The sequence below is a fragment of the Leisingera sp. CC-HEC093 genome (genome assembly GCF_059429195.1).
Genome location: NZ_JCAIJR010000001.1, coordinates 2,739,592 through 2,766,576, shown reverse-complemented (window position 1 = coordinate 2,766,576; position 26,985 = coordinate 2,739,592). Strand labels below are relative to the sequence as shown.

Annotated in this window: 28 protein-coding genes and 1 pseudogene; 11 read left to right on the top strand and 18 right to left on the bottom strand. The window is 64.3% G+C overall.

Annotated features, from left to right (window positions below):
• Window position 1: 1 nt before the first annotated feature.
• Both AC5STB_RS13470 and AC5STB_RS13465 read right to left on the bottom strand, forming a co-directional pair.
• Window positions 2-805 carry an SseB family protein gene (locus tag AC5STB_RS13470; protein ID WP_495443325.1) on the bottom strand — a complete coding sequence of 268 codons (804 nt, stop codon included), beginning with the start codon at window positions 803-805 and terminating at the stop codon, window positions 2-4.
• Window positions 802-1,419 (bottom strand): uracil-DNA glycosylase family protein, encoded by a 618-nt coding sequence (locus AC5STB_RS13465; RefSeq protein WP_495443324.1) that lies wholly within the window; start codon window positions 1,417-1,419, stop codon window positions 802-804. Before AC5STB_RS13465 ends, AC5STB_RS13470 begins: the two co-directional genes overlap by 4 nt.
• Before the next feature lie 237 nt (window positions 1,420-1,656).
• Here AC5STB_RS13465 and AC5STB_RS13460 point away from each other — a divergent pair, with 237 nt between their 5' ends.
• Genes AC5STB_RS13460 through AC5STB_RS13445 form a run of 4 tightly spaced genes read left to right on the top strand, consistent with a single transcriptional unit; the run spans window position 1,657 to window position 6,316 of the window.
• Entirely contained in the window at window positions 1,657-2,316 is a 660-nt protein-coding gene (locus AC5STB_RS13460; RefSeq protein WP_495443323.1) for an ABC transporter ATP-binding protein, read from the top strand.
• Window positions 2,294-3,949, top strand: a complete 1,656-nt coding sequence (locus AC5STB_RS13455) for a KpsE/RkpR family capsule polysaccharide export protein (protein WP_495443322.1) — start codon at window positions 2,294-2,296, stop codon at window positions 3,947-3,949. The genes AC5STB_RS13460 and AC5STB_RS13455 overlap by 23 nt, the downstream gene beginning before the upstream one ends.
• A gap of 15 nt (window positions 3,950-3,964) precedes the next feature.
• Complete coding sequence (gene kdsA / locus AC5STB_RS13450; RefSeq protein ID WP_495443321.1) at window positions 3,965-4,798, top strand: 3-deoxy-8-phosphooctulonate synthase; 834 nt, start codon at window positions 3,965-3,967, stop codon at window positions 4,796-4,798.
• Between the two features lie 21 nt (window positions 4,799-4,819).
• Entirely contained in the window at window positions 4,820-6,316 is a 1,497-nt protein-coding gene (locus tag AC5STB_RS13445) for a phosphomannomutase/phosphoglucomutase (RefSeq protein WP_495443320.1), read from the top strand.
• A gap of 212 nt (window positions 6,317-6,528) precedes the next feature.
• Here the strand turns inward: AC5STB_RS13445 and AC5STB_RS13440 are convergent, their stop codons facing one another.
• Window positions 6,529-8,502, bottom strand: a complete 1,974-nt coding sequence (locus AC5STB_RS13440; protein ID WP_495443319.1) for an AsmA family protein — start codon at window positions 8,500-8,502, stop codon at window positions 6,529-6,531.
• Window positions 8,503-8,629: 127 nt separating this feature from the next.
• Window positions 8,630-10,039, bottom strand: a complete 1,410-nt coding sequence (locus AC5STB_RS13435) for a pentapeptide repeat-containing protein (RefSeq protein WP_495443318.1) — start codon at window positions 10,037-10,039, stop codon at window positions 8,630-8,632.
• A 187-nt stretch (window positions 10,040-10,226) separates the two neighbouring features.
• On the opposite strand from AC5STB_RS13435, the gene rimO reads away from it, so the two are divergent.
• On the top strand, window positions 10,227-11,645 hold the full coding sequence (gene rimO / locus AC5STB_RS13430; RefSeq protein WP_495443317.1) for a 30S ribosomal protein S12 methylthiotransferase RimO: 1,419 nt from the start codon (window positions 10,227-10,229) through the stop codon (window positions 11,643-11,645).
• Between the two features lie 19 nt (window positions 11,646-11,664).
• Here rimO and AC5STB_RS13425 read toward each other — a convergent pair whose 3' ends face one another.
• Window positions 11,665-13,017 (bottom strand): hypothetical protein, encoded by a 1,353-nt coding sequence (locus AC5STB_RS13425; RefSeq protein WP_495443316.1) that lies wholly within the window; start codon window positions 13,015-13,017, stop codon window positions 11,665-11,667.
• A gap of 200 nt (window positions 13,018-13,217) precedes the next feature.
• Between AC5STB_RS13425 and AC5STB_RS13420 the strand changes: the two genes are divergently transcribed.
• Entirely contained in the window at window positions 13,218-13,460 is a 243-nt protein-coding gene (locus AC5STB_RS13420) for a CDGSH iron-sulfur domain-containing protein (RefSeq protein WP_495443315.1), read from the top strand.
• Window positions 13,461-13,533: 73 nt separating this feature from the next.
• Here the strand turns inward: AC5STB_RS13420 and AC5STB_RS13415 are convergent, their stop codons facing one another.
• The 5 genes from AC5STB_RS13415 to AC5STB_RS13395 form a co-directional block, all read right to left on the bottom strand.
• Window positions 13,534-13,800, bottom strand: a complete 267-nt coding sequence (locus tag AC5STB_RS13415) for a DUF6455 family protein (protein WP_495443314.1) — start codon at window positions 13,798-13,800, stop codon at window positions 13,534-13,536.
• Between the two features lie 5 nt (window positions 13,801-13,805).
• Window positions 13,806-14,066: a DUF6455 family protein gene (locus tag AC5STB_RS13410; protein WP_495443313.1), complete on the bottom strand. Its 261-nt coding sequence runs from the start codon at window positions 14,064-14,066 to the stop codon at window positions 13,806-13,808.
• Between the two features lie 30 nt (window positions 14,067-14,096).
• Entirely contained in the window at window positions 14,097-14,360 is a 264-nt protein-coding gene (locus tag AC5STB_RS13405; protein ID WP_495443312.1) for a DUF6455 family protein, read from the bottom strand.
• Between the two features lie 89 nt (window positions 14,361-14,449).
• Window positions 14,450-14,842, bottom strand: a complete 393-nt coding sequence (locus tag AC5STB_RS13400; protein WP_495443311.1) for a YigZ family protein — start codon at window positions 14,840-14,842, stop codon at window positions 14,450-14,452.
• Between the two features lie 2 nt (window positions 14,843-14,844).
• Window positions 14,845-15,570, bottom strand: a complete 726-nt coding sequence (locus AC5STB_RS13395; RefSeq protein WP_495443310.1) for a M48 family metalloprotease — start codon at window positions 15,568-15,570, stop codon at window positions 14,845-14,847.
• A gap of 149 nt (window positions 15,571-15,719) precedes the next feature.
• Here AC5STB_RS13395 and AC5STB_RS13390 point away from each other — a divergent pair, with 149 nt between their 5' ends.
• Window positions 15,720-15,956, top strand: coding sequence for a DUF8831 family protein (locus AC5STB_RS13390; RefSeq protein WP_495443309.1), 237 nt, complete (start codon window positions 15,720-15,722; stop codon window positions 15,954-15,956).
• Between the two features lie 3 nt (window positions 15,957-15,959).
• On the opposite strand, the pseudogene AC5STB_RS13385 reads toward AC5STB_RS13390, so the two are convergent.
• A pseudogene (locus tag AC5STB_RS13385) lies at window positions 15,960-16,242 on the bottom strand (DUF167 domain-containing protein).
• A gap of 197 nt (window positions 16,243-16,439) precedes the next feature.
• On the opposite strand from AC5STB_RS13385, the gene AC5STB_RS13380 reads away from it, so the two are divergent.
• Complete coding sequence (locus AC5STB_RS13380) at window positions 16,440-17,018, top strand: nitroreductase family protein (RefSeq protein ID WP_495443308.1); 579 nt, start codon at window positions 16,440-16,442, stop codon at window positions 17,016-17,018.
• On the top strand, window positions 17,015-17,704 hold the full coding sequence (locus tag AC5STB_RS13375; RefSeq protein ID WP_495443307.1) for an EI24 domain-containing protein: 690 nt from the start codon (window positions 17,015-17,017) through the stop codon (window positions 17,702-17,704). The genes AC5STB_RS13380 and AC5STB_RS13375 overlap by 4 nt, the downstream gene beginning before the upstream one ends.
• Before the next feature lie 322 nt (window positions 17,705-18,026).
• On the opposite strand, the gene AC5STB_RS13370 is transcribed toward AC5STB_RS13375, so the two are convergent.
• Both AC5STB_RS13370 and mce read right to left on the bottom strand, forming a co-directional pair.
• Complete coding sequence (locus AC5STB_RS13370; RefSeq protein WP_495443306.1) at window positions 18,027-18,302, bottom strand: DUF1467 family protein; 276 nt, start codon at window positions 18,300-18,302, stop codon at window positions 18,027-18,029.
• Window positions 18,303-18,358: 56 nt separating this feature from the next.
• On the bottom strand, window positions 18,359-18,763 hold the full coding sequence (mce, locus tag AC5STB_RS13365; RefSeq protein WP_495443305.1) for a methylmalonyl-CoA epimerase: 405 nt from the start codon (window positions 18,761-18,763) through the stop codon (window positions 18,359-18,361).
• Window positions 18,764-18,940: 177 nt separating this feature from the next.
• Between mce and AC5STB_RS13360 the strand changes: the two genes are divergently transcribed.
• Together AC5STB_RS13360 and AC5STB_RS13355 are read left to right on the top strand one after the other, a co-directional pair.
• A complete protein-coding gene (locus AC5STB_RS13360) occupies window positions 18,941-19,660 on the top strand; it encodes a response regulator (protein ID WP_495443304.1) in 720 nt (239 codons plus the stop codon).
• 1 nt (window position 19,661) lies between these two features.
• Window positions 19,662-19,805 (top strand): hypothetical protein, encoded by a 144-nt coding sequence (locus AC5STB_RS13355; protein ID WP_495443303.1) that lies wholly within the window; start codon window positions 19,662-19,664, stop codon window positions 19,803-19,805.
• Window positions 19,806-20,040: 235 nt separating this feature from the next.
• Here the strand turns inward: AC5STB_RS13355 and AC5STB_RS13350 are convergent, their stop codons facing one another.
• From AC5STB_RS13350 to AC5STB_RS13330, 5 genes are all read right to left on the bottom strand, one after another.
• Window positions 20,041-21,270, bottom strand: coding sequence for a DUF1501 domain-containing protein (locus AC5STB_RS13350; protein WP_495443302.1), 1,230 nt, complete (start codon window positions 21,268-21,270; stop codon window positions 20,041-20,043).
• 15 nt (window positions 21,271-21,285) lie between these two features.
• Complete coding sequence (locus AC5STB_RS13345; RefSeq protein WP_495443301.1) at window positions 21,286-22,671, bottom strand: DUF1800 domain-containing protein; 1,386 nt, start codon at window positions 22,669-22,671, stop codon at window positions 21,286-21,288.
• 184 nt (window positions 22,672-22,855) lie between these two features.
• Window positions 22,856-24,640 carry an aspartate--tRNA ligase gene (gene aspS / locus AC5STB_RS13340; RefSeq protein ID WP_495443300.1) on the bottom strand — a complete coding sequence of 595 codons (1,785 nt, stop codon included), beginning with the start codon at window positions 24,638-24,640 and terminating at the stop codon, window positions 22,856-22,858.
• 349 nt (window positions 24,641-24,989) lie between these two features.
• Complete coding sequence (locus AC5STB_RS13335) at window positions 24,990-25,643, bottom strand: aminotransferase class IV family protein (protein ID WP_495443299.1); 654 nt, start codon at window positions 25,641-25,643, stop codon at window positions 24,990-24,992.
• Window positions 25,586-26,791: an aminodeoxychorismate synthase component I gene (locus tag AC5STB_RS13330; protein WP_495443298.1), complete on the bottom strand. Its 1,206-nt coding sequence runs from the start codon at window positions 26,789-26,791 to the stop codon at window positions 25,586-25,588. Before AC5STB_RS13330 ends, AC5STB_RS13335 begins: the two co-directional genes overlap by 58 nt.
• Window positions 26,792-26,985: the final 194 nt, after the last annotated feature.

Genomic DNA, 26,985 nt, shown 5'->3' with positions numbered 1-26,985 from the left:
CTTACCTGAGCCGCGGCGGCTTGTCCGGGTCGCTGCCCGGCTTCACAGGCTTCAAGTCCTGCGGCGCCTTGGGCTGCGGCAGGTCGAAACGCAGGCCGGCGCGGGCCAGGCTGGCCGCCACCGGGTCTTCAGCTTCAAAGAAGCCGACATCCATCGCCCCCGCCTCGATACCGGAAAAGGTCAGCGCCTCGCTGGCGGCTTTGGCCAATGACGCCTGCGCCGCCTCCTTGGCACCGACAAACCCCAAAAGATGCCCCTGCCCGCCGCCGGCATAGCGCACACCGGCCAGATAGGCCGCCGCCGCCAGCCCGCCCGCGGTCGCAAGCTTGGCGTCCAGCGCCGTCAGCAGCGCCTCCGGCAGGCCCTTCGGGGTGGTGAATTCCGTCACGCCGGCCTCAACCTCCTCCGGCGCGTGGCCAAGGGTTTGATGCAGCCAGCTGATGGCCTCTGCCGGGATCAGAAAGGCCGAGGGCGCAACCTCCAGATTCAGCCCCAGTCCAATTCCCTGGTCAATCCCCTGCCCGGCCAGCATCTGGCAAATCACCCGGCCCGACAGTGCCGCGTATGGCACCGCTTTCCCAGCAAACTGCGCCAGCCGCTCCTCGCGGTCGAAGACCAGAAGATAGGCCCCGTCCGGCGTATCGAACAGCTCCGGCGAGATCTGCTCCCCCGCGGCCTCTTCCGTCAGCATCAGGAACAGTTCGGCATCCGCCAGCCGTTCATAGAACCGCAGCCGGGCGGCGTCATCCAGCGGCGCGGCCTCCATCGCGGCATGGGCCAGATCCAGCGGGGTTTCATCACTCATCGCATCAGCTCCTTCACCCTGGCCTGCAGAACCGGCAGCAGCTCCGCCTCGAACCAGGGGTTCTTCTTCAGCCATCCGGTATTACGCCACGAAGGATGCGGCAAGGGGAAGACCTGCGGCGCATAATCCCGCCAGCCCTGCACCAGCGCTGTCACCGGGCCTTTGACGCCAAGGTGATAGCGCTGCGCATGGGCGCCGACCAGTACCTTCAGCTGCACATCCGGCAGCTGCGCCATCACCTGATGATGCCAGGTGTTGCCGCAGACAGCGGGCGGCGGCAGGTCGGCCTTTTTTGCGTTGTAGCCGGGAAAGCAGAAGCCCATCGGCACCACCGCAACGTGGTCCTTGTCATAAAACTCCGCCTCCGACAGCCCCAGCCAGGCGCGCAGCCGGTCGCCGGAGGGATCGGTGAAAGGCCGTCCGCTTTCATGCACCCGCGCGCCCGGCGCCTGGCCTGCTATCAGGATGCGGGCGGAGGGGCGGAACCACACCACCGGGCGCGGCTCATGCGCGGTGGCGGTGGCGGCAAAACGGTCCGCGCAGATGCGGCAGGCGCGAATCTCCGCCTTCAGCTGGCGGCTGGCCTCGATTGTTTCAGCTTTGGAAACAGCCATTGTTCGCCGCACCCCCTGTCCAGCCCCGGAAAACCTGCGCTATCTGCGTGCCTGCGCCGGAGATTGGTTAACACTTGGTTGATGATTTATGTCACAATTCGACATAATAAGACCAAATTCCCGGCGTAGGCCATTAACACTCTTTTGATAAGAAAGGGACATGGGCGCGTTGCAGGCGCTTGTGGTTCGAGGCAAAAGAGCCCGCGACAGGGCCGCACGGCAGTACCGGAACAGGCAATGCTTGAGTTTGAAAACGTCAGCAAGTCCTTTTGGACAGGGACCCAGCGCAAGGTGATCCTTGACCGCGTGTCGTTCCGCATTGAGCCGGGCAAGTCGCTGGGCGTGCTGGCACCGAACGGCACCGGCAAAACCACCCTGATCAACATGATGGCCGGTCTCGAAAAACCGGATGAGGGCGAGATCCGCCGCAACTGCAAGGTCTCCTTTCCGCTGGGGTTCATGGGCGGCGTCATCAGCCGCCTGTCGGCGATGGAGAATTGCCGCTATATCGCCAAGCTCTACGGGCTGGACCCGGATTATGTGGAGGCCTATTGCCGCTGGCTTTGCGGGCTCAAGGAATACTTCGACCAGCCGGTCGGCACCTATTCCTCGGGCATGCGGGCGCGGTTCAGCTTCTCGCTGATGCTGGCGCTGGATTTCGACATCTACCTGATCGACGAAGGCATGCCCTCCACCACTGATGTGGAGTTCAACCGCAAGGCCGGGGAAATCCTGCAGGAACGGCTGCAGACAACCACCATCGTCATCGTCTCGCATCAGGCCAAGACGCTGGAAAAATTTGCCCGTTCAGCTGCCGTCCTCATTCAGGGGCAGCTGCACATGTTTGACACTCTGGAAGAAGCGAAACAGCTCTATGACTACGAAACCGAGAGCTAAGAAGTTCCGCATCCGCCGCACCCCTGCCGCCGACGGCGCAGAGAGCGAGGCGGCCCGGCCGCAGGCGCAGGCCCGGCCGCAAGCGCAGGCGCAGCCCCGCCCCGCGGCCCAGGCCCCGGCAGAACCGGCTTCGGCGAAGACCTCGCCCGTGCCGCGCAGCGGCATGGTCAGCTCGCCGCGTGAAACCAGCATGGAAACCGGTCTTGACGCCATCCGCGAGGAAGGCCTGACCGGCCGCCAGCTGCGCCTGGCGCGGCGGATGGCCCAAAAGCATAACCTGTCCCCCACCTCTGACTTTGAGGCGGTGCGGATGCTGCGCGAGCGCGGCATCGACCCCTTCAAACGCACCAATATGCTGGAACTGGTGGTGCCGCAGAACAAGGCGCAGCCCGAGGGCGGCCCGTCCGCCCCCGGTGCGGTGCAGCTGCCGCAGACCATTCCCGCAGCCAAGACCACCCTGCCCGCGGCAGAGCTGAGCCCGCTGGAACGCCGCAACCGCGAAATCCAGGACATCCAGCGCGACATCGCCCGCCGCCGCCGCCGCAAGCTGACCATGCTGGCCACCCGCCTGGCCTTCTTTGTGATGCTGCCCACCCTGGCCGCAGGCATCTATTTCTATGCCATCGCCACGCCGATGTATTCCTCCAAGTCCGAATTCCTGGTGCTCAAGGCCGACAGCGCCGCCGGCGGCATGGGCGGGCTGCTGTCCGGCACCCAATTCGCCACCAGCCAGGATTCGATTGCGGTGCAAAGCTACCTGATGTCCAAGGAGGCAATGCTGCGGCTGGACCGCGAGGCCGGCTTTAAGGCGCATTTCACGCAAGAGTGGCTGGACCCGATCCAGCGGCTGGAAAGCGATCCCACCAACGAGGAGGCCTATGCCACCTACAGCCGCAACGTGAAAATCGGCTATGACCCGACCGAAGGCGTGGTGCGGATGGAGGTCTCCGCCGCCGACCCGGAGGTCGCGGCCGGGTTCTCGCGCAAGCTGATTTCCTATGCGCAGCAGAAGGTGAACAACCTGTCGCAGCAGAAACGGGCCGACCAGATGTCCGAGGCCGAGGCGGCGCTGCACGATGCCGAGGCCCAGCGCCGCGCCGCGCAGCAACAGCTGGTTGTCCTGCAGCAGCAGGGCTCGGTGCTCGACCCCGAGGGCGTGGTGGCCGCGCTGCGCCAGCAAATCAGCACGTTTGAGGTCCAGCTGGAGGAAAAACGGCTGGAGCTGGCCGCGCTGATGGACAATACCCGCCCCAACCGCGCCAAAGTGTCCGGTGCTGAGGCGGACATCAGACGGCTGGAGGCGGTGATCGCCAGCCTCAACAACCGGATGGTCGACGCCTCGGCCGGCGAAAACTCGCTGGCCAGCCTGCGAATCCAGATCCAGATGGCCCAGGCCGATCTGGCAACCCGCGACCTGATGCTGCAATCGGCCTTGCAGCAAGTGGAAACCACCCGCCTGGAGGCCAACCGCCAGGTGCGCTACCTGACCACCGCGGTCGAACCGGTCCCCAGTGACGAACCCGCCTATCCGCGTAAGTTCGAGAATACCGTTTTGGCTTTCCTGATCTTTTCCGGTATCTACCTGATGTGTTCGCTCACCGCGTCCATCCTGCGGGAGCAGGTGTCATCGTAAAGCTATCGGAAGCGCATGAAAAACATCGATATCGCCGGCCTCACCATTGGCAATGATTGTCCGCTGACCATCATTGCCGGCCCCTGCCAGCTGGAAACCGCAGACCACGCCCGGATGATCGCCGGGCAGCTCAAGGAAGCCTGCGACAAGGCAGGCGCCCAGTTCGTGTTCAAGGCCTCTTATGACAAAGCCAACCGCACTTCGCTGTCGGGCAAGCGCGGTCTGGGCATCGATGAAGGTCTGAAGGTTCTGGACACCATCCGCAGCGAGTTTGGCGTGCCGGTGCTGACCGATGTCCATACAGAGGCGCAATGCACGGCGGCGGCAGAGGCCGTCGATATCCTGCAGATCCCGGCCTTCCTGTGCCGGCAGACAGACATGCTGCTGGCCGCGGGCAACACCGGCAAGGCGGTGAACATCAAGAAGGGCCAGTTCCTGGCACCCTGGGACATGGCCAATGTGGTCGCCAAGGTGGAAAGCACTGGCAACACCAACATCCTGCTGACTGAGCGCGGCACCTCCTTTGGCTACAACACCCTGGTTGCTGACATGCGCTCGCTGCCGCAGATGGCGCAGGGCGGCTACCCGGTGGTGATGGACGCCACCCATTCGGTGCAGCAGCCCGGCGGCAAGGGCGGCTCCACCGGCGGCCAGCGCGAGTTTGCACCGCTGATGGCGCGCGCGGCGGTGTCGCTGGGCATCGCATCGGTCTTCATCGAGACCCATCAGGACCCCGACAACGCGCCCTCCGACGGGCCGAACATGATCTATCTCGACCAGATGCCCCAGCTGATCGCCGGCCTGATGCGCTTTGACGCGCTGGCCAAGGCTGATCCCATCCGTATTTGACCCCTAAAGAGTATTTCAGACATGACCAAACCGCAGCCTGAGGTGACCCCGAACACCTGGAGCTTTTTGCGCGACGCGATGATCAAGCCCACGGGCTTTCGCGAGTATGATGCGCGCTGGAAATACCCGGAGGAAATCAACCTGCCCGGCATGACCGCCCTGGGCCTTGGCCTTGGCACCCAGATGCGCCAACGCGGCATCGACCCGGTGATCGCGGTCGGCAACGACTACCGCGACTATTCGCTCAGCATCAAGAACGCGCTGATCCTCGGCCTGATGCAGGCCGGTATCCAGGTCAAGGACATCGGCCCGGCCTTGTCGCCGATGGCCTATTTCGCCCAGTTCCATCTGGATGTGCCGGCCGTGGCGATGGTCACCGCCAGCCACAACCCCAACGGCTGGACCGGCGTCAAGATGGGCTTTGACCGCCCGTTGACCCACGGCCCCGATGAGATGGCAGAGCTCCGCGATATCGTGTTGAACGGCGAGGGCCAGCCGGCGCCCGGCGGCTCCTATGAGTTCGTGGACGGCGTCAAGGAAGCCTATATCGACGATCTGGTCGGCGATTTCAAAATGACCCGCCCGCTCAAGGTGGTCTGCGCCACCGGCAACGGCACCGCCTCGGCCTTTGCGCCGGAGATCTTTGAACGCATGGGCGTCGAGGTGGTCGAGAGCCACAACCGGCTCGACTACACCTTCCCGCACTACAACCCGAACCCTGAAGCCATGGAAATGCTGCACGACATGTCGGCCAGCGTGAAAGCCTCGGGCGCCGATCTGGCGCTTGGCTTTGACGGCGACGGCGACCGCTGCGGCGTGGTCGATGACGAGGGCGAGGAGATCTTTGCCGACAAGGTGGGCGTGATCATGGCGCGCGATCTGTCAAAGATCTATCCGAACTCCACTTTTGTCGCCGACGTGAAATCCACCGGCCTGTTTGCCTCGGACCCTGAGCTGCAGAAGAACGGTGTCACCGCCGATTACTGGAAGACCGGCCACAGCCACATGAAGCGGCGGGTGAAGGAAATCGGCGCCCTGGCGGGTTTCGAGAAATCCGGCCACTACTTCCTGGCAGAGCCCGTGGGCCGCGGCTATGACTGCGGCATGCGGGTCGCGGTTGAGGTCTGCAAGATGCTGGACCGCAACCCGGACCAGTCGATGTCCGACCTGCGCAAGGCCCTGCCCAAGACCTGGGCCACCCCGACCATGTCGCCCTATTGCGCCGACACCGAGAAATACGCCGTGCTGGAGCGGCTGGTGCAGAAACTGGTCGCCAAGCACGAGGCGGGCGAGCAATTCGCAGGCCGGGCGATCAAGGAAGTTGTCACTGTGAACGGCGCCCGGGTGATCCTCGACAATGGCTCCTGGGGGCTGGTGCGGGCGTCGTCCAACACCCCGAACCTGGTGGTGGTCTGCGAAAGCTCAGACAGCGAGGCGGAGATGCGGGCGATCTTTGCCGGTATCGACGCGGTGATCCGCACCGAGCCGCTGGTGGGCGACTACGATCAGACCATCTGATCCCTGCAAACAAGAGGGATTTCGCCTGCTTCGCAGGCGATCCGCGCCCGCCTCCGGCGGGCGCTTTTCTTTTGGCTGAGAAGCGATCTAAGGCCAGGTCTGCCCTTAGATGCGCCTGCGCCAGCGTAAGACGCCTGCAGCCGCGTCAAGGACACGCCGGGCCTTGCCCGGAGGCCTGCGGCCTTCCTTGACCCGGCCTCCGGCTGGGGGCGTCAGTCGCCGCCCAGCAACTTCAGCAACTGATCGCGGGCTTCCTGTTCGATCCGCTCTTTCAGCACATCGTTGATGTCCTGATCCGGCGCGATCTCCGTTTCCAGGTTCAGCTCCTCGCTCAGCTTCTGGCGCACCCGGTCCTTGGCCTCCTGCTCAATCTCGTCGATCTTCGGCTGCAGCGCCTGGCCGAAGTCCGGGCGGATGTCCGGATCGTCCCAGCTGCCCTTGATCCGCACCGGGATGCTCAGCACTTGGTCGCGGCCCGCCCGCACCAGCTGCGGCGTGAACAGGTAGTCGATGTCGCGCGCGCCCAGGCCAATCCGGCCCTTGCCCTCAGCCCGGAAACCCTTGAGCAGCACCAGCAGATCCTTGTTGCGCAGGGTGCCGTCCTTGATCTTGTAGCTGGCGGTCAGCTGATCAAACACAGTACTGCCGCCATTGCCGCCCGACCGCATCAGCTCCTCCAAATCGAAACCGGTGAAGAAGCCCTTGCCCGCCTCCAGCCAGCCCTTGCCGCTCAGCGAGCGCATGATCGCCTTGACGGATTTGCCGGAGCCGAGGAATTCCAGCCCGCCCAGCGCCTCGCCGTTCAGCCGGTCATAGCCCGCGGTTTCCGCCAGCGCGCGTTCCAGCCGGATGCCGGTGAAGGACAGGTTGCCGCCCACCGACAGCCCGCTGCGGTTGTTGGCCACCAGCTGCCCCTGCACCTGGCCGCCGAACATCGCCGCAGGCAGGAATTTCAGCACCGCGCGATTGCGCTCCACCGTCAGGTTCAGCTTGCTGGCCCCCAGGTTCACGCCGCCGGTGTCCAGGCTGTCGAAGCTCAGGTCCACCACCGCATCCGCCAGCCCCAGCGCCGAGGCGTCAATGGCATCCTCCGGCCAGCCGCTGCCTCCGGCCTTGCTGCTGCCGCTGCCGCCACCGTTGCTGCCCCCGCCGGAACCGCTCTGGCGGCTGCCAAAGCCGGAGACATCCAGCGCCCCGCCCTTCAGCTGCGCGGTGATGCTGGGGCGGTCCTTGAACTCCACGTCGGCAGCGCCGGTCAGCCGGTTTGCCCCCAGCTCTGCCGCCAGGTCGCGCATCGACAGCCGCCCGTCCGCGGTATAGGTCACATCGGCGGCGAACACCGCCTTCTGCGCCAGCGCGTCCGGCAGGGACACCCCCAGCGCCGCACCGGTCTGCAGGGCGTCCTCCGCCCCGAAGGTCAGCCGCCCCTTAGCCTCGCCGTTGATATCGGCGTGGCCGTCAAACCGCCCTTTGCCCCCCGGCGCCGCGACACTTGCCCCGACCGAGGAAACCTGCCCCGCCAGGAAGGCCGCAAAGGTGCCGATCTCGGCGTCGATCTCCAGCGGCTCTCCCGCCGGGCGCAAGGTGGCCTTGACGGCCGCGGTGCCCGCCGGGTCCGGCCACAGCAGGCTGAGGTCGATGTTCTTCATCTCTACCGGCGTTTCCCCGTGCGCCGCATAGCGCAGCGAAGCCCCGGTCAGCGCCACCGCCTCAATCCGGAGCGGCAACGCGCTGCTGCCGCCATCGGATGCGCCGCCGCTGCCAGTGCTACTGCCTGCGCCGCCGGCATCCTGCACCGCCCCGCCTTGCATGACCCAGTTGCCCACACCCTCGGCATTGGTGGCCAGGTTCAGATGCGGCAGAATGGCCGAGACCTCGGTGACACGCACGTCGCCCTGCAGCAGATCCGCCGCGGAGACCCCGATGGTCAGCCGCTCCGCCTGCAGCATTGGCTCCGGCCCGGCCCAGTCCGCATTGGAGAGCGTCACCGCATCGGCCTTGACCCCCAGAGTGGGCCAGAAGGTGAAGCGCACCTTGCCGCCAAATGCCAGCTTGCGCCCGGTCTGCGTCTCCAGCTGATCCGCAGCCAGCCGCGCGATCTTCTCGCCCGGCAGCAAGAGCACCAGCGCCGCCAGCAGCACCACCGTCAGCACCAGCGCCGTCACAACCCTGAAAATCAGCTTCATCAGCCCGCTCCTCATGTCTTTGCCCCTGTTCCCCGAGAGGTTTTGCGCAGCTTACCGCCTGTGCGCAGGGGTGCAATGCACGAAGCCCCCGCGCGGCATCAAAGCTACGCGTGTTTTCGGCTGGTGGTCAGCGCAGCCGGAACCGCTGCCGCAGACCCAGGCCGAGGAAGAACAAGAGCGGCAGGCTGGCGACGGTCTGGACGCCGGAGAGAACCTTCAGGTGCGGCGGCAGTGCCTGCAGGAACTCAGCCCCGAAATACGCCCGCCCGAACCCGAATAGCGGGAACAGGTTTGAAAAGCTCAGCGCCATCGCCGTCCAGTCATCAGAGTCCAGCAGCGGTCTGGCGGTTTCCGCCACAAAGTGCTCCGCTATGACGAAGGTGCCAAACAGCCAAATCGCAAACAGCCACCAGAACGGGCGTGCGATGGAATAGCCGTACTCCGAGAACCAGCCGAACAGCAAATACGGCAGCCGCTGCCAGATGGGGCCGATCTTGCCGGCAAAATGCATCTCTCGGCGGAAAAAGAAGTGCTCGTCTTCGGGGAGGCCTTGTTTGGCGACGATGTGGCGGATGGTGGCGCAGGAGTTTCGGGCGGTTTCTGGATTTTGCTCTGACTCTTTTGGCCAGAAAACAGCTCCTTTTTGATCGGGAAACAATCTCGATTCAGGCTCCGTTGGGTCAAAGCGAGCTGTAAAGCTCGTGTTTTCGTGCAGTTCGGCTCCCCCAAATTCCGGAAATGCACCAACAAACATGGAGCTTCGAAAAGTCGCAGGTTTTAGAAATCGGCAACCATAGAAGTAAGCGCCAGTCCTCAGCCTGTCTAACTCTCCGAAATGACACCGTTCGAAGCTGGCAACACCTTCGAATGTCGCCCCTTGGAAACTGACCCCCTTGCCAAAAGTTGAAAAACTAAGTTGCGTTTCATATTCAAACTTCGACTTACTAAAATCACAACGCCCCCAATATCGTGTTGAGTAGAAAACCGCCCTCTCTTTAAAGCTGGCATTTCGGAACACAGCAGCTCCTTTGAACTCTGCATGACTAAACCAGCTCTCCCCAAGAAATGTCGTCAATTCGAACTCTGCCCACCTTTCGAGCCTTGCGTGACACAGGTCAATTTCAGACGGAATAACAAAACCACTTAGGTTCAGGCCAAGAGGGAAAACAGTATCTCCACAATGTACTTTATGTTTTGGATCAGGCAGCTCCGGCACAACTTCAACAGACGGGTTTCGCTTCTCGTACTCCTCCCCAAAACGGATACGAATTATAGTTCCGCAGTTTTTCCACTCATCCAGCTCATTTAGATCAATTTTTGAACTACTTGCTGCAACTGAAAGTGTTTCTGCGTTCATCGCTTGTCCAGCCCAAGCGTTCCACGCTTTGCGGTTCAGGTTGTGCAGGTCCGGATCTGTGAAAGGTCCCTCCTGCTCCCCATAAAGCGTCATCAGCACATACCAGGGGTTCTCATTGGCAGGGGTCAGCTTGCGCTGCGGGGCGGCCGGGGCCTCCGGCGTTTCACTCTCGTCACGCATCAATTGCTCTCGTCATGCAAATTCGCTTTGCCGCAGGCTACGGGCTTTGGCGTTCCGGCTTCAACACAGAACCCCGCACATCCGGCGAAAATGCAGCCCCCCGGTGCACAGGGGGTGTACAGGGGGTGCACGCCTAGCCCCCCCCGTTTTCCTTGCCTCCTGCCGCATTCCTGATATATGCGCGCGGATGACCAGTACCCCGTCCAGCAACCCGCCCAGCCTCCGCCCCGACCTTGCCCCGGAACCGCAGTTCCGCGACACGCCCCGTGACGGCCAGCCGACCCTCGGCATGGTGTCGCTCGGCTGCCCCAAGGCGCTGGTGGACAGCGAACGCATCCTGACCCGGCTGCGCGCCGAAGGGTATGGCATCTCGCCCGACTACGCCGGGGCCGACGCGGTGATCGTCAACACCTGCGGCTTCCTCGACAGCGCCAAGGCGGAAAGCCTGGAGGCGATCGGCGAAGCGCTGAAGGAAAACGGCAAGGTGATCGTAACCGGCTGCCTGGGCGCTGAGCCGGACTATATCCGCGAGCATCACCCGCGCATCCACGCGGTTACCGGCCCGCATCAATATGAGCAGGTGCTGGACGCGGTGCATTCCGCGGTGCCGCCCAGCCCGAACCCTTACGTGGACCTGCTGCCCGCGGCGGGCGTCAAGCTCACCCCGCGGCACTTCAGCTATCTAAAGATTTCAGAGGGTTGCAACCACAAGTGCAAGTTTTGCATTATCCCGGATATGCGCGGCAAACTGGCCTCCCGCCCCGTCCACGCGGTACTGCGCGAGGCGGAAAAGCTGGTTGAGGCCGGGGTGCGCGAACTCTTGGTGATTTCGCAGGACACCTCGGCTTATGGGCTGGACCGCAAGTACTCAAGCCACCCTTGGAAGGGTGAGGACGTGCGCAGCCATATCCTCGACCTTTCCCGCGAACTGGGCAAACTGGCCCCGGCAGACGACCTGTGGGTGCGGCTGCACTATGTCTACCCCTACCCCTATGTGCGCGACCTGATCCCGCTGATGGCGGACCCGGACAACGCGCTGCTGCCGTATCTCGACATCCCCTTCCAGCACGCCCACCCGGACGTGCTGCGCCGCATGGCCCGGCCCGCCGCAGCGGCCAAAACCCTGGACGAGATCCGCGCCTGGCGTGCGACCTGCCCCGATATCACCCTGCGCTCCACCTTCATCGTCGGCTTCCCAGGCGAGACCGAGGCGGAATTCCAGCACCTCCTGGACTGGATGGACGAGGCGCAACTGGACCGGGTGGGTTGTTTTAAATACGAAAACGTCGACGGTGCCCGCTCCAACGACCTGCCGGATCACGTGCCGGAAGAGGTCAAGCAGGAGCGCTGGGAGCGGTTCATGGAGAAGGCCCAGGCGATTTCTGAGGCCAAGCTGGAGGCCAAGGTCGGCCAGACCATGCAGGTCATTGTCGATGACATCGACGAAGACGGCATCGCCACCTGCCGCACCAGGGCCGACGCGCCGGAGATCGACGGCAACCTGTTCATTGATGAGGGAACAGACGGGTTGCAGGCGGGGGATATGGTAACGGTCGAAGTGGACGAGGCCGGGGAATATGACTTGTGGGGCGTGAGAACCCCCTGAGGCACGGCGCGGGGCAGCGTTACTGCGCCCGCAGTGCCTCTACCTCAGCTTCGTCTTCAATTGATTGGACGCTGGCGTCCGTTTGAGGCTCCCGGATTCTTGGCGCGGGCTTTCTCCAAGAGGATAAGTCCTGGCCAACCTCGCGATAGAACTTTGGGACAATCGTTTCAAGCTCTGCAATGAAGTTCGTTTGTTGAGTGAATTTCGCTCCCAAGCGTTTTGCTACGTAGATATGAAAACTTACGACTTGAAGCCCGTTCTTGTCCTTTTCACAAAGGTCGGGGTCCGCGGATAGGTCCAACAAGGGGAAATGGGTGTCTTCACTGCGGCCGGGCCAAGTCATACGAACAAACAGATCGTCGCTGGTTTCATGCTTTAATTGGCGCAGAAGCCAATTCAACCGCGCCTTCGATGACTTTTTGTCTTCTGGAGCTCTCAAGGTCATCCCGGCTTCAATTGTCCGGCGGTTAAGGTCCGCTACAACCTCCAAAGGTGCAGCCGCATTGGGAATTTCAAAGCTAACTTGCAATTGGTGGGCTTCTCTTAACTGGCTCAGTTCGTCCTTGTGCCGATCGGCGGGATTCTTTGCATGTTTTCGGTTCAATCGCTCTCTGACGCCTGCCTCTGTCTGCCTGCTCAAGATCAAAGACAGGTCTTTGGTTTCCTGATGCCAAGCTTCCAATACCGCAATCGCTTCTGGAGACTTGGCAAGTATCTTGCCACCCGCTGAGACAAGCTTGTTCAGCTCGCTCCATTCTGGCGGCATACGGTCGAAACCGCGAATACCTGCGCTTTCATGAGTTAAAAAGCGCCTCAATTCATTCAGCAGTACGCGCTGATCGTCGTCGGCAACACTGTCGTTGCTGATCAGTAAGTCAACCGCAGTCAGGACGAACATCCATGACCAGTGGAAAACAGGAACCTTTGAGCGGCTCTTACGGACATCCTCTAGCGGATGGCTGGCGGGCACCGTCGCAAACTGGTTGGAGATTGTAATAACGCAGTCAATCCCGTTGTCCTTTGCGAGGCTGCGGTATTTTTCAATTTGCTCTGCGGCCAAAGGGTTATTGCCAATTTTGGCTTCCACCATGGCGCGCCATTCTCGTGAACCGTTTTTTACGACGATCAGCCCGTCAGGGCGATCCTTGGCACCCCCTTCCTGACCATCAAAGACTACTTCTGTGAATGTCTCTACTGATGTACGTTTTCCGGTGCGCTGTCCCAGGGATGCTATTAACTCTGACGCAAGCTCCTCTATTTTAGAAAGGCACGCTAGAAGAATAGAGGTCGTCCGCCCCTCCTTGGAGTTGTTGGACAAAACCGGAAAAAGACGCGCGGGCTCACCCTGTATTAGATATGCTGGTCTCTCCATGATGCCCTCCAAGCCCCTCTTGTAATTACTGTAACGCTCTTAAGAAATACAATCCTTACGTGATTTTGCACAACCTCTGGAGAATTGCAAAGGTTGAGATGGAGTGAGTCACCGCTTGCAAGGGTTGCGCCCTCTACCAATTCATTCTCTGACTGCTACCCTCTTCCCCAACCGCAACCAGCCAGGGAGAGCGCCCAGCCATGACAGACACTCCGGAAATCACCCAGAAAGCCCCCTTCCCCGTCGAGGTGAAGGAGGGAAAGACCTATTTCTGGTGCGCCTGCGGCAAATCCGGCCGGCAGCCGTTCTGTGATGGCTCGCACAAGGACACAGGCTTTGAGCCGGTGAAATACACGGCAGAGAAAGACGGCAAGGTGTTCTTCTGCGGCTGCAAGCATTCAGGCAAAAAGCCCCTGTGTGACGGGACGCATTCCAAGCTGTAAGGGGCGAAGCTAAGCGCCTGATTTGCAGCAAGCCGCCCGGCGAGCCGGGCCTGCGGGCGGATCATGTATTGGACTAGGGCATCAGCCGCTTGAACAGATCCGCGCTGGGGCAGAACTCTGGCACCGCGGGCGCATCACCACGGCGGGAGGAGAGCCACAGGGCGCAGGATTTGCTGCAGCCGGCGCCGCGGCAGCTTGTGACCATGCGGGCATAGTCCAGCCCGCTGAGCCGCCCCGCCTGCATCGCCTGATTGAGATCGACGCCCGCGGCCTCGGCCACTGCCCGCAACAGCCACAGGTGGCGGAAGATATTTCCGAGACCTTCCGCCTCCGCTGCCATGTCCCTCAACGGGCCAGTTCCTTGAGGCGCTTCAGCTCTTCGGCATTGCGGCAGCCCGGCATCGGGGCGCTGGCTTGCTCATGCTCTGCCAGGAAGGCTGTGCATTGGTCCGGTGCGGTGCAGCCGCGGCAGCGGGTGACCATGTCTGCCCATTCCTGGTGCCCGACACGGCCCGCGGCAAAGGCGCCGGACAGGTCGGCACCGATAGCGTCGCCCATTTTTGACAGCAGCCGCAAATGACGCAGCGGCTCACCCAGTGGTTTCATGAAGGGCACTCCTTGGCTGGGACGGTGCGCTCAGGCCTGCTGCTCATTCAGATAGCCGAGCAGATCGCGGTTGCGGCAGAAATCGGGGGCCTCGGCTCCGGGGCGCAGGCCCTCGGCCAGCCATTTGCGGCAGGCGCCGACACCGCCGCACCGGCTGCAGCGCAGCACTGCCTCGGCAATCTCGTCGAAACGCAGGGTGCCTGCCACGGCCTCTTCCTCCAGGTCCAGGCCCACGGCGCAGGCCATCCGGTCGAACAGTTCGGCGTGGGTCTTCAGGTCGGCTTCGGCGGTCATCGCGCAGTCCCCCGTAATCATGCATTGCCGGGGCAGCTTAGCGGTGGCCGGGGCGTATGAATTTGACTCAGGTCAACCAGAAGGAATTTTCACGCAGGTTTCCCGCCGTGGTGGTCCAGATAGGCGCGCACCGCATCCTGCACCCGGCGGAAACGGTCGCCGCCCAGCTTCTTGCCGCCGTACCAGCGGGTCACGATGATGACGTGGTCCGTTACCCCCTCACGCTCCATCATCCGCAGGATTACCATCCCCGCGCCGCTCTCGCCGTCATCGGCCTTGAGGCCCCCTGCGGGCAGCACCGCGGCCCAGGTATTGTGGGTCGCCTTGGCATAGGCGCGGTCGGATTTGAGGTCCGCCAGCACCGCATCCACCTCCGCCCGCGAGGAAGCCCGCGCGCCGCTGACCGCGTATTTCGAGCCGCGGTCAGTCAAAACAACGCCAAGCTTCTCCAGCGCCGGGGCAGAGGTGTCCTTGGCTGCCATGGTCAGTTCAGGTTGTTGCGCGCGATGGTTGCCTGCACCACCCGCACCCGGTCCGGGTTGGCCGGATGGGAGCCCAGGAAACGGTCGCCCGGATCCGGCAGCCGGTTGAAGAAGCGCACGCCGACGCTGGGCCGGTAGCCGGATTTGTGGGTGATAATGGTGCCCAGCTCATCCGCCTCCAGCTCAAAATCCTTGGAATAGGTGCGGGCGCCGACAAAGCCGCCGACATCCTGCGCAGTGGACACGGTGGAGGCGCTGCCGCCCGCCAGCGCGGTGATCAGCCCGGCGCCGGCGCTGACCAGGGCAGAGTTCTGCGACTGCCGCGCCAGGTGGCCGCGGATGTGGTGGGCCGCCTCATGCGACATCACAAAGGCCAGCTCATCGTGGTTGGCAATCTGCCCCAGCATCCGCTGGGTGAAGGTGATCACCGGGCGGCCGTTGCGGTCGAGGCTCTGATAGGCGTTCGGCGCGGCCTTGGCGTTCGGGTCGATGCGGATCAGGAAGTCGCAGTTCAGGCCCTGGGTGCGCTTGCGGCACTCGCGCTCCGCCACCGGTTCCACCCGGCGGGTAACGGCAGCAAAGGCGCTGCGCGCCTCACCCGGCGCCATGCCCTTCACCGGCTGGCGCTGCGCCGCGGGAACGGGCTGGGGCGCAGACTGGGACGCAGGCTCAACAACCATGTTGCAGGCGCTGGCGGCAAGGGCAATCAGACACAGAAAACGGCGCATGGCACATCCTTTTGCAATTCGTCCGCACATTATCCCGCAAGCTCTGGGGATGGCAATTGCCTGGCGGCGGAACCTTGCCGGTAGATTGGACTGATCGGCTGCAATTGCAAGGCCTTGCCAGCAGGCGGCCCGCAGTGCAGGCTGGGGGCATGTTTACCATCGAACATGAATTTGACTCAACGGTCATCACCCTTGTTGACGAGAACGGAACCCCGCTCAATGAGGATGTGACCATCAATTCCTTTGCTGAATGCGTAACGGTCGAACAATATGACCCCCGCACCGACAGCGTGCAGAAAATCACCCTCTCGCACCTGATGGTGCGGGATCTCGCAGCAGCGCTTGACCTGCCCGAAGGCGTCTACCGGCTGGTCGGAGATGAGTAAGCTTCAGCCCGGGCCGGTATAAAGAAACACCTTGTCGCGGGCGGCCGCGCCGCGGCGCAGCTCAAGGTTTGACGCTGCGGTGCCCATCGCCATGGCCAGCAGGCTGCGGATGACCTCAGTCGCCTTGCCGTTTTCCGGCGCTGCGGTGACAGAGATCTTCAGCCCCCCCTTCCGCCTGCACAATGGCATTGCGCGCCGCCTTGGGCGTCGCGCGCACCGCGATCTCTGCGCCCGGCACGCACAGATGGCCCAAATCCGGCAGGTCTTTCTTACGTGGCTTTCCCATACAGCCACTGATGCCCCGTGCGGGCGGCAAAGGCCATAGACTTTGACACTGTCCCGCGGCTATCACCCTGCCAGCGAAACCCGAGCCCCGCCGCCTGCTGCATTTCCGGCACAGACGGCACGCAAGGCCGCCCGGCTCTTGAAAAAACAACAACGGCTGCCGAGATAGGCAGCAACAGATGTAAAAAGGTTTCACATATGCCTGCACGCAACGACGCAGCCCTCGAATTTCTGCTGTCGCGCCGCTCGCGCCCGGCCAAGACGCTGGTGGCGCCAGCGCCCACGCGCGACGAACTGCTGCCGATCCTGATCGCCGCCGCCCGCTCCCCCGATCATGGCAAGCTGGAGCCCTGGCGCTTCATCGTGGTGGAGCGGCCCGCGATGGCCCGCCTTGCTGCGCTGACCGATGAGGCCGGCACCCGCCTTGGCAAAAGCCCGGAGGACATTGCCAAGGGCCGCAGCCAGTTTGACCAGGGCCAGCTTGCCGTTGTGGTGGTCGAGGTGCAGAAAGACAGCCCCAAGGTCCCGGCCGTTGAACAGACATACTCCGCCGGTGCCGTTTGTCTGGCGCTCCTGAATGCAGCGCTGGCCTCTGGTTGGGGCGCCAACTGGCTGACCGGCTGGGCCAGCCATGATGCGGGTTTCTGCAGCGCGGCCTTCGGCCTCGCGGAAAACGAGCGCATCGCCGGCATCATCCACATCGCCACCGAAAGCACCGTCCCGCCCGAGCGCCCGCGCCCGGACCTGGATGCCATGACAACCTGGATGAGCGCATGATCTTCACCGCCTTTTTCAAAACCCTCGGCCAGACCGGCGATCCGCGCTTCCGCAAGGTGCTGTTTCTGGGACTCGGCCTGTCTGTTGCGCTGCTGTTTGCCGCCTATGCGGTGTTCCTGATGCTGATCCAGTGGCTGGCCGGACCGGAAGTCACCCTGCCGGTGCTGGGCGAGGTCACCTGGGTCGATGACCTGCTGTCGATCGGCTCGCTGCTGCTGATGCTGCTCCTGTCGGTGTTCCTGATGGTGCCGGTGGCCTCCGCCATCACCTCACTGTTCCTGGACGAGGTCGCCCAGGCGGTGGAGGACAAGCATTACCCTGCCCTGCCCCCGGCGGCCAAAGTGCCGTTCTGGGACGCGGTCAGGGACACGGTGAACTTCCTCGGCCTGCTGATCGCGGCCAACATCCTGGCGCTGTTCCTCTATGTGCTGTTCCCGCCTGCGGCGCTGTTCATCTTCTGGGGCCTCAATGGCTTCCTGCTGGGGCGCGAATATTTCACCCTCGCCGCCGCCCGCCGGGTCGGCACGGCTGAGGCCAAGAAGCTGCGCCGCCGTCATTCCACCACGATCTGGGCCGCCGGCACGCTGATGGCGGTGCCGCTGTCGGTGCCGCTGCTGAACCTGGTGATCCCGATCCTGGGCGCGGCCACCTTCACCCATATCTACCACGCGCTGGCCCGCCGCTAGGCCAGCGCGGCCCGCAACACCGGCCGCAGCCGGGTCAAGGCCGGCGCAAGCCGCCGCGCGGCACGCGCGGTTCAGCCTTGATGCGGCGAAGACCGGAGTACACTCGAATTGGCGCCTTTAAGGGCAGACCTGCCCTTAAAGCGCGTCTCAGCAAATCTCTTCCAATGATCTATTGTCCCACGGCCTGCTCCAGCCCGCAGGGCTGGCCGCCGCCGCGCCGCGCGCCAGCGCGGCGCCATACCCAACCGGCACGAAGGCATGACAATGCCTCCCGGACCGGGCGGGAGGCTCTGAAGAATAGATTATGAAAGGCTGAGACGGATCACTGCCGTTCCGGCAGCATTCCCATCCAGTCGAAATCATGCACCGAGATCACGCCAGAGATGATGATCGCGCAGATAGCCGCCCACAGCACCGCCGACACGCCGGTGGTGATCCAGGCCTTCTGCTTCAGGAAATGCTTCTCCGGCGCGCCGGCATGGGTGCCGGGCACCACGTCGCCCTTGTCGCCCTGGGTCTCCAGCCGGATCGGGATGATCACCAGGAAGGTCATGAACCAGATCACTGCATAAAGCACGATCGCTGATGTAATGCCCATGGCGCCGGCCTTTCGTTGTTGCCCTGCCCCGCAGCCGGGACAGGGTGCTCATAGCGTCAAACTTCCTCGAGTTCCACCAGGCAGCCGTTGAAATCCTTGGGATGCAGGAACAGCACCGGCTTGCCATGGGCGCCGATCTTCGGCTCGCCCGAGCCCAGCACCCGTGCGCCTTCGGCCTGCAGGTGGTCGCGGGCTGCCAGGATGTCCTCCACCTCATAACAGACATGGTGGATGCCGCCCGCCGGGTTCTTTTCCAGGAAGCCGTTGATGGGCGAGTTCTCTCCCAGCGGATAGAGCAGCTCAATCTTGGTGTTGGGCAATTCGATGAACACCACGGTGACGCCGTGATCCGGCTCATCCTGCGGCGCCCCCACCTTGGCGCCCAGTGCGTTGCGGTACTGGGCCGAAGCCGCCTCCAGATCCGGGACAGCAATGGCAACATGGTTCAGTCGGCCGATCATCTTTTTCGTGCTCCTCTCACAAACGGTCCTTGGCCCCGGTTATGCGGCGGATGCTGCGCCGCGGCAAGTGCGCCAATCCGCGCGCAGCCTGCCGGCCGGAACCAGCGCGCGCCCTGTTAACCAGTAATTAGCCTCGATTCCCTAGCCTGGAGGCCTATCCCGCAAGGAGGATACGTTATGGACGATTCGGAACTGTTTGCGGCAGCCCAACGCCTGCCGACCACGCGGCGCCCGCTGTTGGGGCTGACCATCCTGGTGGTCGAGGACAGCCGCTTTGCCTGCGAGGCGCTGCGCCTTCTTTGCCTGCGCAGCGGCGCCCGGATCCGGCGCGCCGACTGCCTGAAGTCCGCCCGCCGCCACCTGCAGGTCTACCGCCCCTCGGTGCTGATCGCCGATGTCGGGCTGCCTGACGGCTCCGGCCTCGACCTGATCCGCGAACTGGCGGACGCCAGCCCGCGCCCCAGCGTGATCCTCGCCACCTCCGGCGACTCCAATCTGGCGGATGCGGCGATCGACGCCGGCGCCGCCGGGTTCCTGGAAAAACCGATCACCTCGCTCGCCGCCTTCCAGCAGGCGGTGCTGTCCAGCATGCCCGCCGACCGCCAGCCCTCCGGCCCGCGCGCGCTGGCCGATGAAACGGTGGAACCGGACCTGATTGCGTATCGCGACGACATGGCCCATGCCGCCGATGTGCTGAACACGGGGCAGGAGGAAAAGACCCTGGCCTATCTGGCGCAGTTCCTGGGCGGTGTTGCCCGCAGCGCCGGCGACAACCCCCTGGCCGAGGCTGCCGACCGCCTGACCCGCTCGCGGCAGAAAGGCCGGCCGCTGACGCAGGACGCGGCCACCCTGGCCGGGCTGGTGCAGGAGCGGCTGCAACGCCGCGCAGCGATCTGACATGATCCAAGCCTGCATCATAGCCCTCGCCACCCTGATCATCGTACTCTACGGCCAGGTCCGGCTGGAAGCCCGGACCATCCGGCGGAACCGCGGCTGCGGCACAGACGGCCGCCCCTTGATCCTGCATGCGGGCAAGCGCTGAGGCGCAGCAGCGCAGGGGCTTCAGCCGTCTCATGCACCGCGGTCCCAGGCGGCGCAACGGCCTGCAGAACCCGCAGCACCTGCGCCCGTGAATTCCGCGCAGGCAACCGCCGCGCCGCAGCCTCTGCAATCACCTCTCCCAGAAAAATCCCCGCCCCGCCCGCACGGCTTGCTCGGCACAGCTTGACGGCCTTGGGCCCGGCCGGCGGGGGCCCCCGCCGCGGATTTACGCACCGCTACAGCAGCAGGCCGGGATCATTGCCCATGTCCAGGCCGGGAAAGACCTCTGTTTCCAAACGACTCTCACCAGCGCCGGTCAGCCCGTGCAGGAGCCAGGCAAGCTGGCTGCGCACATCGGCGGTCGGCATCAGGTCGCGGCGGTCATAGAGATCAGCCTCTGCCAGCCCCGGCCAGCGCCCCAGCACCCGGCCGCCGCGGACCGCGCCGCCCGCCAGCAGCATGGCCCCGCCGGTGCCGTGATCGGTGCCGCCAGTGCCGTTTTCCCGCGCGGTGCGGCCGAACTCGGTCACCGCCGCCACAGCTGTTTTCCCCCAGATCTCCGGCCCCAGGCCGCTCTGCAACGCCAGAATGGCCTCCGCCAGCCGTCCCAGCGCCCCTTTCAGCGCGCCGGCCTGGCGGTAATGGGTGTCCCAGCCGTTGATGGAGAACGCCGCAATCCTGCTGTCGCCGCGCAGCTGCTGCGCCGCATAGGCGGCAACTTCGCTGTGCGCCTTGCCTTTCGGCGCTGTCATCATCGACGCCATCATGTCCTCGCCATCGTTTGCGGCGGCATCTTCGCTGTCCTCACCGCCCAAGGACAGATCTTGCCGGGTCAGCTCCAGCGCCTCGTTCAGCGCGGCGTGGAACAGCGGGTCCTCCTCCATCAAGAGCCCCGCCAGCCGTTCCGCCTGCGGACTCATCACCAGCCCGGCCCCGGGCGCCCACTGCGACACCGGCGCGCGGCCCTCCAGCAGCAGCATCCGCTCTTGGCCGATGGCAAAGGCGGTGCGTGCCTCCACCCCCGGCATCTGCTGCAGCAAGCGGTTCAGCCAGCCGCCCTCCGCCTGCCCCAGACCCGCGGTTCCGGCCTCCAGCAGATCCTGGCCGTCGAAATGGCTGCGCCGGTCGCGGTAAGGGGTGGACACCGCCTGCACAAAGCCCAGCCCGCCCGCCTGCCACAGCGGCAGCAGCGGCGCCAGGCCGGGATGCAGCGCATAAAACCCGTCCAGGTCCGCAGCCCCCGCGGCCGGGCCGCCGGACAGGCCCTGACGCAGCCCGGCAAAATGCGGATCGCCATAGGGCTGCACAACATCCAGCGCGTCCATGCCGCCGCGCAGGATGATCACCACCAGCCGGGTGTCCCAGGGCGCGGCGGCAAAGGTGACCGGGGTCAGCAGCGGGCTGGCCGCCAGCGAGCAGCCCAAGAGCGCGGAACGGGTAAGTAGGGAACGGCGGGTCAGCTGCATCTGCAAGGCCTCCTGTCAGCGGCGCTGGAACGCGGGAGAGGACAGGATCAGGCCGATCCCCTCGATTTCGGTTTCCGCCGCGCGGGCGGCAAATTGCACCCGTTCATTGGCGTATCCGCCCAGGGCAGCCTCCGCAAAGTTCCGCGGGTCCGGCAGCCCCTGCGCCAGCCGCCGCGGCGCCGCCATTGCCCAGCGCAGCCGTGCGGCCAGCGCCTGCGGCGTGATCCAGGCCGCGTCTTCCTCGGCCCAGCCGTCCGGGCCGCTGGAAAACTCCCAGCGCTGCCCCATCGGCGTGAGCGGCGCCAGCAGCAGCCGGTTCACCCGCCCGGGCTTCAGCGCATCGATCCGTGCAGCCGGCACAGCCAGCGCCCGGCAGGCAGAGGCCACAAAATCAAACGGCGGCTTCACATTGCGCAGCTCCGGCTGCCAGGCCGCCGGGTGTTCAAGAAGCGCCTCATAGACCGCCATCAGATCCCCGCCGCTGTCCTGATAGCGGTCCGACAGATGGTCCACCAGCGCCGCATCGGGAGCGTCCGAGACAAAATGCACCGCCAGCTTCCGGGCGATATGGCGCGCGGTGGCCGGGTGGCGGGCAAGGTCGCGCAGGGCGTTCAGCACCTGTTCCAGCTCCGGCTTGCCGCCGCCGTAGGTTTTGCCCAGCACCGTCTCCGCCCCGGGTTCTGCCATCCCGGGCCGGAACACAAACGTTCTATCCCGCGAAATGCTCAGCCCGGTGAACAGTTTCGCCAGCTGCCGCACATCCGTCTGGCTGTAGGGCCCGCCGGCGCCCAGCGTGTGCAGCTCCAGCACTTCGCGGGCCAGATTCTCGTTCAGCCCCTCCAGCCGCTTCGCCCGCTTGACGGCACGGCTGCCTTCCCCGGCGGACCGGAACTGATCCAGATAGTGCAGCATCAGCGGGCTGGTGACGGCGGCGGTCAGCAGATCCTCGAACCGGCCGGCGACATGCGGCCGGATCACGCTTTCGGCATAGGGCGCTGCCAGTACCCGCAAAGCCGGCGTCTTGCCCTGGGCGGTGAAATGGTCGGCCCAGAACAGCACCAGCCGCTCGCGGAACCCGTCGCGGGTGTGGATGCGGCGCAGCAGCCGCTGGCCATGCCACCGGAGGCGGGCCTGATTCCGCTCCCTCCGGATCTCCTTGAACGCCTTGTCCGCGGCCTCATAGCCGGTCTTCCCCGCCAACCGGTTGCGCTGCCGCCTGAGTTTCAGAAAAGTGCGGGCGCCGGCCGCAGCCGTGTCAAAACCGCTGACCGCAAAGCGCTCAGCAGCCTCATCCGGGCCTTGCAGACGGTGGAGCATCTCTGCGGCAGACGCCGGGGGCGGCTGCAGCGGGGACAGCCCCGCGCCAAAGCGGATCTCAGCCAAATCACCGTCAAACCGCATTGTTCCGCTCGCTCCCTGACCTGCTGTTGCACCTGCAGGTTAGAGCATTGCCGCCCCTGCCCACAGGTGAATTTCAGGTGATACGCAGATCTCCGCGTGTTCCGTCGCAGGCACGGTACTTTCCGGGTGCGAACAGAAAAGGCCCGGACAATTGCCCGGGCCTCTGTTTCAAAGTTTGCAACGGTTACTGATCCTGCGGGATCACCCGCAGCCCCAGCTCCATCAGCTGCTCGCTCAGCGGCTCGGAGGGTGCGGACATCATCAGGTCCTCGGCACGCTGGTTCATTGGGAACATGATGACCTCGCGGATGTTGGCCTCATCCGCCAGCAGCATCACCATGCGGTCGATGCCTGCCGCGCAGCCGCCGTGCGGCGGGGCGCCGTACTGGAACGCGTTGACCATGCCGCCAAAGCGCTTCTTCACCTCGTCCTCGCCATAGCCGGCGATCTCAAAGGCCTTGAACATGATTTCCGGCTTGTGGTTCCGGATCGCGCCGGAGACCAGCTCATAGCCGTTGCAGGCGAGGTCGTACTGGAAGCCCTTGACGGCCAGCGGATCGGACAGCAGCGCGTCCATGCCGCCCTGCGGCATCGAGAACGGGTTGTGCTCGAAATCGATCTTGCCGGTTTCCTCGTCCTTCTCGTAGATCGGGAAGTCGACGATCCAGGCAAAGGCAAAGCGGTCCTTGTCGATCAGGCCCAGCTCCTCGCCGATGACGGTGCGGGCCTTGCCTGCGACGCCTTCAAACGCCTTCGGCTTGCCACCGAGGAAGAAGGCCGCATCGCCGACGCCCAGGCCCAGCTGCTGGCGGATCGCTTCGGTGCGCTCGGGGCCGATGTTTTTGGCCAGCGGGCCTGCAGCCTCGATGCCCTCACCCTGATCGCGCCAGAAGATATAACCCATGCCCGGCAGGCCTTCGCCCTGGGCAAACTTGTTCATCCGGTCGCAGAACTTGCGGGAGCCGCCGGTCGGCGCCGGAATAGCACGGATTTCGGTGCCTTCGTTTTCCAAGAGGTTTGCAAAGATCGCGAAGCCAGAGCCGCGGAAATGCTCAGAGCAGTCCTGCATCTTGATCGGGTTGCGCAGGTCCGGCTTGTCGGTGCCGTACCATTTGGCGGCATCCTTGTAGGAGATCTGCGGCCAGTCGGCTGCAGCGTCCACCTTGCGGCCCTGCCCGAATTCCTCGAACACGCCCGCCATCACCGGCGCGATGGTGTCGAACACATCCTGCTGGGTGACAAAGGACATCTCCATGTCCAACTGGTAGAAGTCCGCCGGCGAACGGTCGGCGCGCGGGTCCTCGTCGCGGAAGCAAGGCGCGATCTGGAAGTATTTATCAAAGCCCGACACCATCATCAGCTGCTTGAACTGCTGCGGCGCCTGCGGCAGGGCGTAAAACTTGCCTGGGTGCAGGCGCGACGGCACCAGAAAGTCGCGCGCGCCTTCGGGGGAGGACGCGGTGATGATCGGGGTCTGGTATTCGTTGAAGCCGATGTCCCACATGCGCTTGCGGATCGACTGGATCATGTTGGCGCGCAGCACCATGTTCTTCTGCATCTTCTCGCGGCGCAGATCCAGGTAGCGGTAGCGCAGGCGGGTTTCCTCCGGGTATTCCTGCTCGCCGAACACCATCAGCGGCAGTTCTTCGGATTTGCCCAGCACCTCGATATCGCGGATGAAAACCTCAACCTCGCCGGTCGGGATCTTGGAGTTCACCAGGCTTTCGTCGCGCGCCAGAACGTTGCCGTCAATGCGGATGCACCATTCGCTGCGAACCTTCTCGATCTCGGCAAAGACCGGGCTGTCAGGGTCGGCCATTACCTGGGTCACGCCGTAGTGGTCGCGCAGGTCGATGAACAAGAGACCGCCATGGTCGCGGACGCGGTGGACCCAGCCCGACAGGCGGACGGTTTCACCGACATTGGATTTGTTCAGTTCGGCGCAGGTGTGGCTGCGGTAAGCGTGCATGGGTTGACCTTTCGTTTGACCGGGCATGAAGTCCGGGCGGGCCGTCATTCGGGATATGCGCAAAAGGGCGCTTAAATTCGTCCGGGGTGGTACACAAGGTTGAAGCCCGCTTGTCAAGCAAACAGGGCCATTTCCGCGCGGTCTGGCGCCTGAATTCCCCGGTTCCCTGCGTCTGCGGGGATCTCCCGCCCCTTCCAGCCCCATCGCTAGCGCGATGGGACCTTGAGCGTTGGGCCGGGCGCCGCGCCTGCGGCGCGGCGCGCAGCGCACCTTGGGGTGCGCTGCCGGGCCCAAGGGCAAAGGCCCGCTGGTGCCAGCCAGGGGGTCTTATGTCCGCGGGAGCGCTCCGCTACACCAGCCGTGCAGGGATCAGTCCGCGCAGGGAGTTGCCCATCTGGATGGCTTGCGCCGCTTTCAGGTCGTCAAGACGCAGCACTGCTTCCGCGCACTTGCCGCTTTCCAGCATCACCTGCCGCAGGATGCCCGGCAGCAGGCCGCAGCTGAGCGGCGGCGTGACCATCTGCCCGTCTGCACGGGTGACGAATAGATTGGTGATGGTGCCCTCGCAGACCTCGCCGCGCTGATTGAGGAACAGCAGTTCGTCCACCCCCTCCGGCAGCGCGGCCCGTGCGGTATCATAGAGCGCGCGGCGGGTGGTCTTGTGCTGCAGCCAGAGGTCATCCGCCTCCAGCCGGGTGTCCGCGATGCCGAGCCGCCATCCTGAGGGGGTGCTCCCCAGGGGGGCAGAGGTCAGCGCCAGCTGCCCGGCAGTATCCAGTGTCAGGCGGCAGCGCTGCGGCGCGCCGCCGGCGGCTTCTGCCAAAACCGCCTGGGCCTGCTCAGGGTCAAAGGCAATGCCAAACGCCGCCGCACTGCGCGCCATCCGGGCCAGATGGGCTGCCAGATGCCGGAACCCTTCGCCCGGATGCCAGCCCAGCGTTTCGATCAGGCGGAAAGCGGGATCGTTCTGGAGGGCGTCACGCGGGCGAACCGGGCTTTCCATAGGGCTTCCTCATATTCAGACTCCGCGGTGCTGTCCCAGACCACGCCGCCGCCCACATTGAGCGTCGCCCGGCCGTCTTCCAGCATCAGCGTTCGGATCGCCACGTTGAACTCGGAGGAGCCGTCGGGCGCCGCCCAGCCGATGGTGCCGCAATAGATGTCGCGCGCCCAGGGCTCCAGCTCTGCCAGGATCTCCATCGACCGGATCTTGGGCGCGCCCGTGATCGAGCCGCAGGGGAACAGCGCTGCAAAAATCTCTGCCAGCCCGGCATCGGGCCGCAGTTTCGCGCGCACCAGCGACACCATCTGGTGCACGGTGGCATAGCTTTCCACCGCAAACAGTTCCGGCACATGCACCGACCCGGTCTGCGCCACGCGGCTGATGTCGTTGCGCAGAAGGTCGACAATCATCAGATTCTCGGCGCGGTTCTTCTCGTCCTGGCGCAGGAAGTCGCGGCGGCGGGCGTCCTCGACGGGATCGTCGCTGCGTGGCTGGGTGCCCTTCATCGGGCGGGTCTCGATGGTGCCGTCAGCACCAGTACGGAAGAACAGCTCCGGCGAGCGCGACAACAGGTCCGGCAGCCCGTCCTGTTCGACCAGAACGCCATGGCCGACCGCCTGCTTGGCCTGCAAGGCGGCATAAAGCTCCTCAGCGGTGCCATAGGCCTCTGCGTCAATCGGGAAGGTCAGGTTGGCCTGATAGATGTCGCCCTTGCCGATATTGCGGTTCACTTGCGTGAAGGCCTCGGTGTAGCGGTCATAGGTCCAGCGCGGGGTAACTCCCTCAAGACCCGCATCGCCCGGCGGTACGCCGGGCAGTGCCCGTCCGCCCCCCCGGGCGGGCGCTTCGCTTTCCGCCCGCGGCCGGGCGCAGCCCTCAGTGTTTTCAGCGATGGGTTCTTCATAGGCCCCAAAGCACATCAGCGGCAGCCGCCGCTCCTTTGGCATCCTGCCCGCCAGCTTTGGCTCCAACGCATAGCCCAGCTCATAAGACGCATAGCCCGCCAGCCAATGCCCCGCGTCCCGCGCCGCATCCAGCGCGGCCAGCGCAGCAGGCACCTGTTCCGGCCCCTCCGCGCGGATCACGCGCAGCGGCTGGCCGAAACATGTGCCGCCCCCCTTGGGGCCGTGATCAAAGCGAATCCGCACTGGAATTGACTCCGTGAACTGTTGGTCCCCACATATACGTGTTCGCTATGCGAACAAAAGGGGCGGATGCGGCATTTTCATTTCCGTTTCCGATCCCCCTTGAACCTTTCGGCGCGGTCCCTATAACGCAGGACAATTTGGGCGCACGCCAGCGCCCCTGATTCAAAGCTGCCCGCGCGTCAATCAAAGGAATA

Coding starts and splice junctions, on each gene's coding strand:
- AC5STB_RS13470 (WP_495443325.1), bottom strand. CDS start 805: ATGAGTGATGAAACCCCGCTGGATCTGGCCCATGCCGCGATGGAGGCC.
- AC5STB_RS13465 (WP_495443324.1), bottom strand. CDS start 1,419: ATGGCTGTTTCCAAAGCTGAAACAATCGAGGCCAGCCGCCAGCTGAAG.
- AC5STB_RS13460 (WP_495443323.1), top strand. CDS start 1,657: ATGCTTGAGTTTGAAAACGTCAGCAAGTCCTTTTGGACAGGGACCCAG.
- AC5STB_RS13455 (WP_495443322.1), top strand. CDS start 2,294: ATGACTACGAAACCGAGAGCTAAGAAGTTCCGCATCCGCCGCACCCCT.
- kdsA (WP_495443321.1), top strand. CDS start 3,965: ATGAAAAACATCGATATCGCCGGCCTCACCATTGGCAATGATTGTCCG.
- AC5STB_RS13445 (WP_495443320.1), top strand. CDS start 4,820: ATGACCAAACCGCAGCCTGAGGTGACCCCGAACACCTGGAGCTTTTTG.
- AC5STB_RS13440 (WP_495443319.1), bottom strand. CDS start 8,502: ATGAAGCTGATTTTCAGGGTTGTGACGGCGCTGGTGCTGACGGTGGTG.
- AC5STB_RS13435 (WP_495443318.1), bottom strand. CDS start 10,039: ATGCGTGACGAGAGTGAAACGCCGGAGGCCCCGGCCGCCCCGCAGCGC.
- rimO (WP_495443317.1), top strand. CDS start 10,227: ATGACCAGTACCCCGTCCAGCAACCCGCCCAGCCTCCGCCCCGACCTT.
- AC5STB_RS13425 (WP_495443316.1), bottom strand. CDS start 13,017: ATGGAGAGACCAGCATATCTAATACAGGGTGAGCCCGCGCGTCTTTTT.
- AC5STB_RS13420 (WP_495443315.1), top strand. CDS start 13,218: ATGACAGACACTCCGGAAATCACCCAGAAAGCCCCCTTCCCCGTCGAG.
- AC5STB_RS13415 (WP_495443314.1), bottom strand. CDS start 13,800: ATGGCAGCGGAGGCGGAAGGTCTCGGAAATATCTTCCGCCACCTGTGG.
- AC5STB_RS13410 (WP_495443313.1), bottom strand. CDS start 14,066: ATGAAACCACTGGGTGAGCCGCTGCGTCATTTGCGGCTGCTGTCAAAA.
- AC5STB_RS13405 (WP_495443312.1), bottom strand. CDS start 14,360: ATGACCGCCGAAGCCGACCTGAAGACCCACGCCGAACTGTTCGACCGG.
- AC5STB_RS13400 (WP_495443311.1), bottom strand. CDS start 14,842: ATGGCAGCCAAGGACACCTCTGCCCCGGCGCTGGAGAAGCTTGGCGTT.
- AC5STB_RS13395 (WP_495443310.1), bottom strand. CDS start 15,570: ATGCGCCGTTTTCTGTGTCTGATTGCCCTTGCCGCCAGCGCCTGCAAC.
- AC5STB_RS13390 (WP_495443309.1), top strand. CDS start 15,720: ATGTTTACCATCGAACATGAATTTGACTCAACGGTCATCACCCTTGTT.
- AC5STB_RS13380 (WP_495443308.1), top strand. CDS start 16,440: ATGCCTGCACGCAACGACGCAGCCCTCGAATTTCTGCTGTCGCGCCGC.
- AC5STB_RS13375 (WP_495443307.1), top strand. CDS start 17,015: ATGATCTTCACCGCCTTTTTCAAAACCCTCGGCCAGACCGGCGATCCG.
- AC5STB_RS13370 (WP_495443306.1), bottom strand. CDS start 18,302: ATGGGCATTACATCAGCGATCGTGCTTTATGCAGTGATCTGGTTCATG.
- mce (WP_495443305.1), bottom strand. CDS start 18,763: ATGATCGGCCGACTGAACCATGTTGCCATTGCTGTCCCGGATCTGGAG.
- AC5STB_RS13360 (WP_495443304.1), top strand. CDS start 18,941: ATGGACGATTCGGAACTGTTTGCGGCAGCCCAACGCCTGCCGACCACG.
- AC5STB_RS13355 (WP_495443303.1), top strand. CDS start 19,662: ATGATCCAAGCCTGCATCATAGCCCTCGCCACCCTGATCATCGTACTC.
- AC5STB_RS13350 (WP_495443302.1), bottom strand. CDS start 21,270: ATGCAGCTGACCCGCCGTTCCCTACTTACCCGTTCCGCGCTCTTGGGC.
- AC5STB_RS13345 (WP_495443301.1), bottom strand. CDS start 22,671: ATGCGGTTTGACGGTGATTTGGCTGAGATCCGCTTTGGCGCGGGGCTG.
- aspS (WP_495443300.1), bottom strand. CDS start 24,640: ATGCACGCTTACCGCAGCCACACCTGCGCCGAACTGAACAAATCCAAT.
- AC5STB_RS13335 (WP_495443299.1), bottom strand. CDS start 25,643: ATGGAAAGCCCGGTTCGCCCGCGTGACGCCCTCCAGAACGATCCCGCT.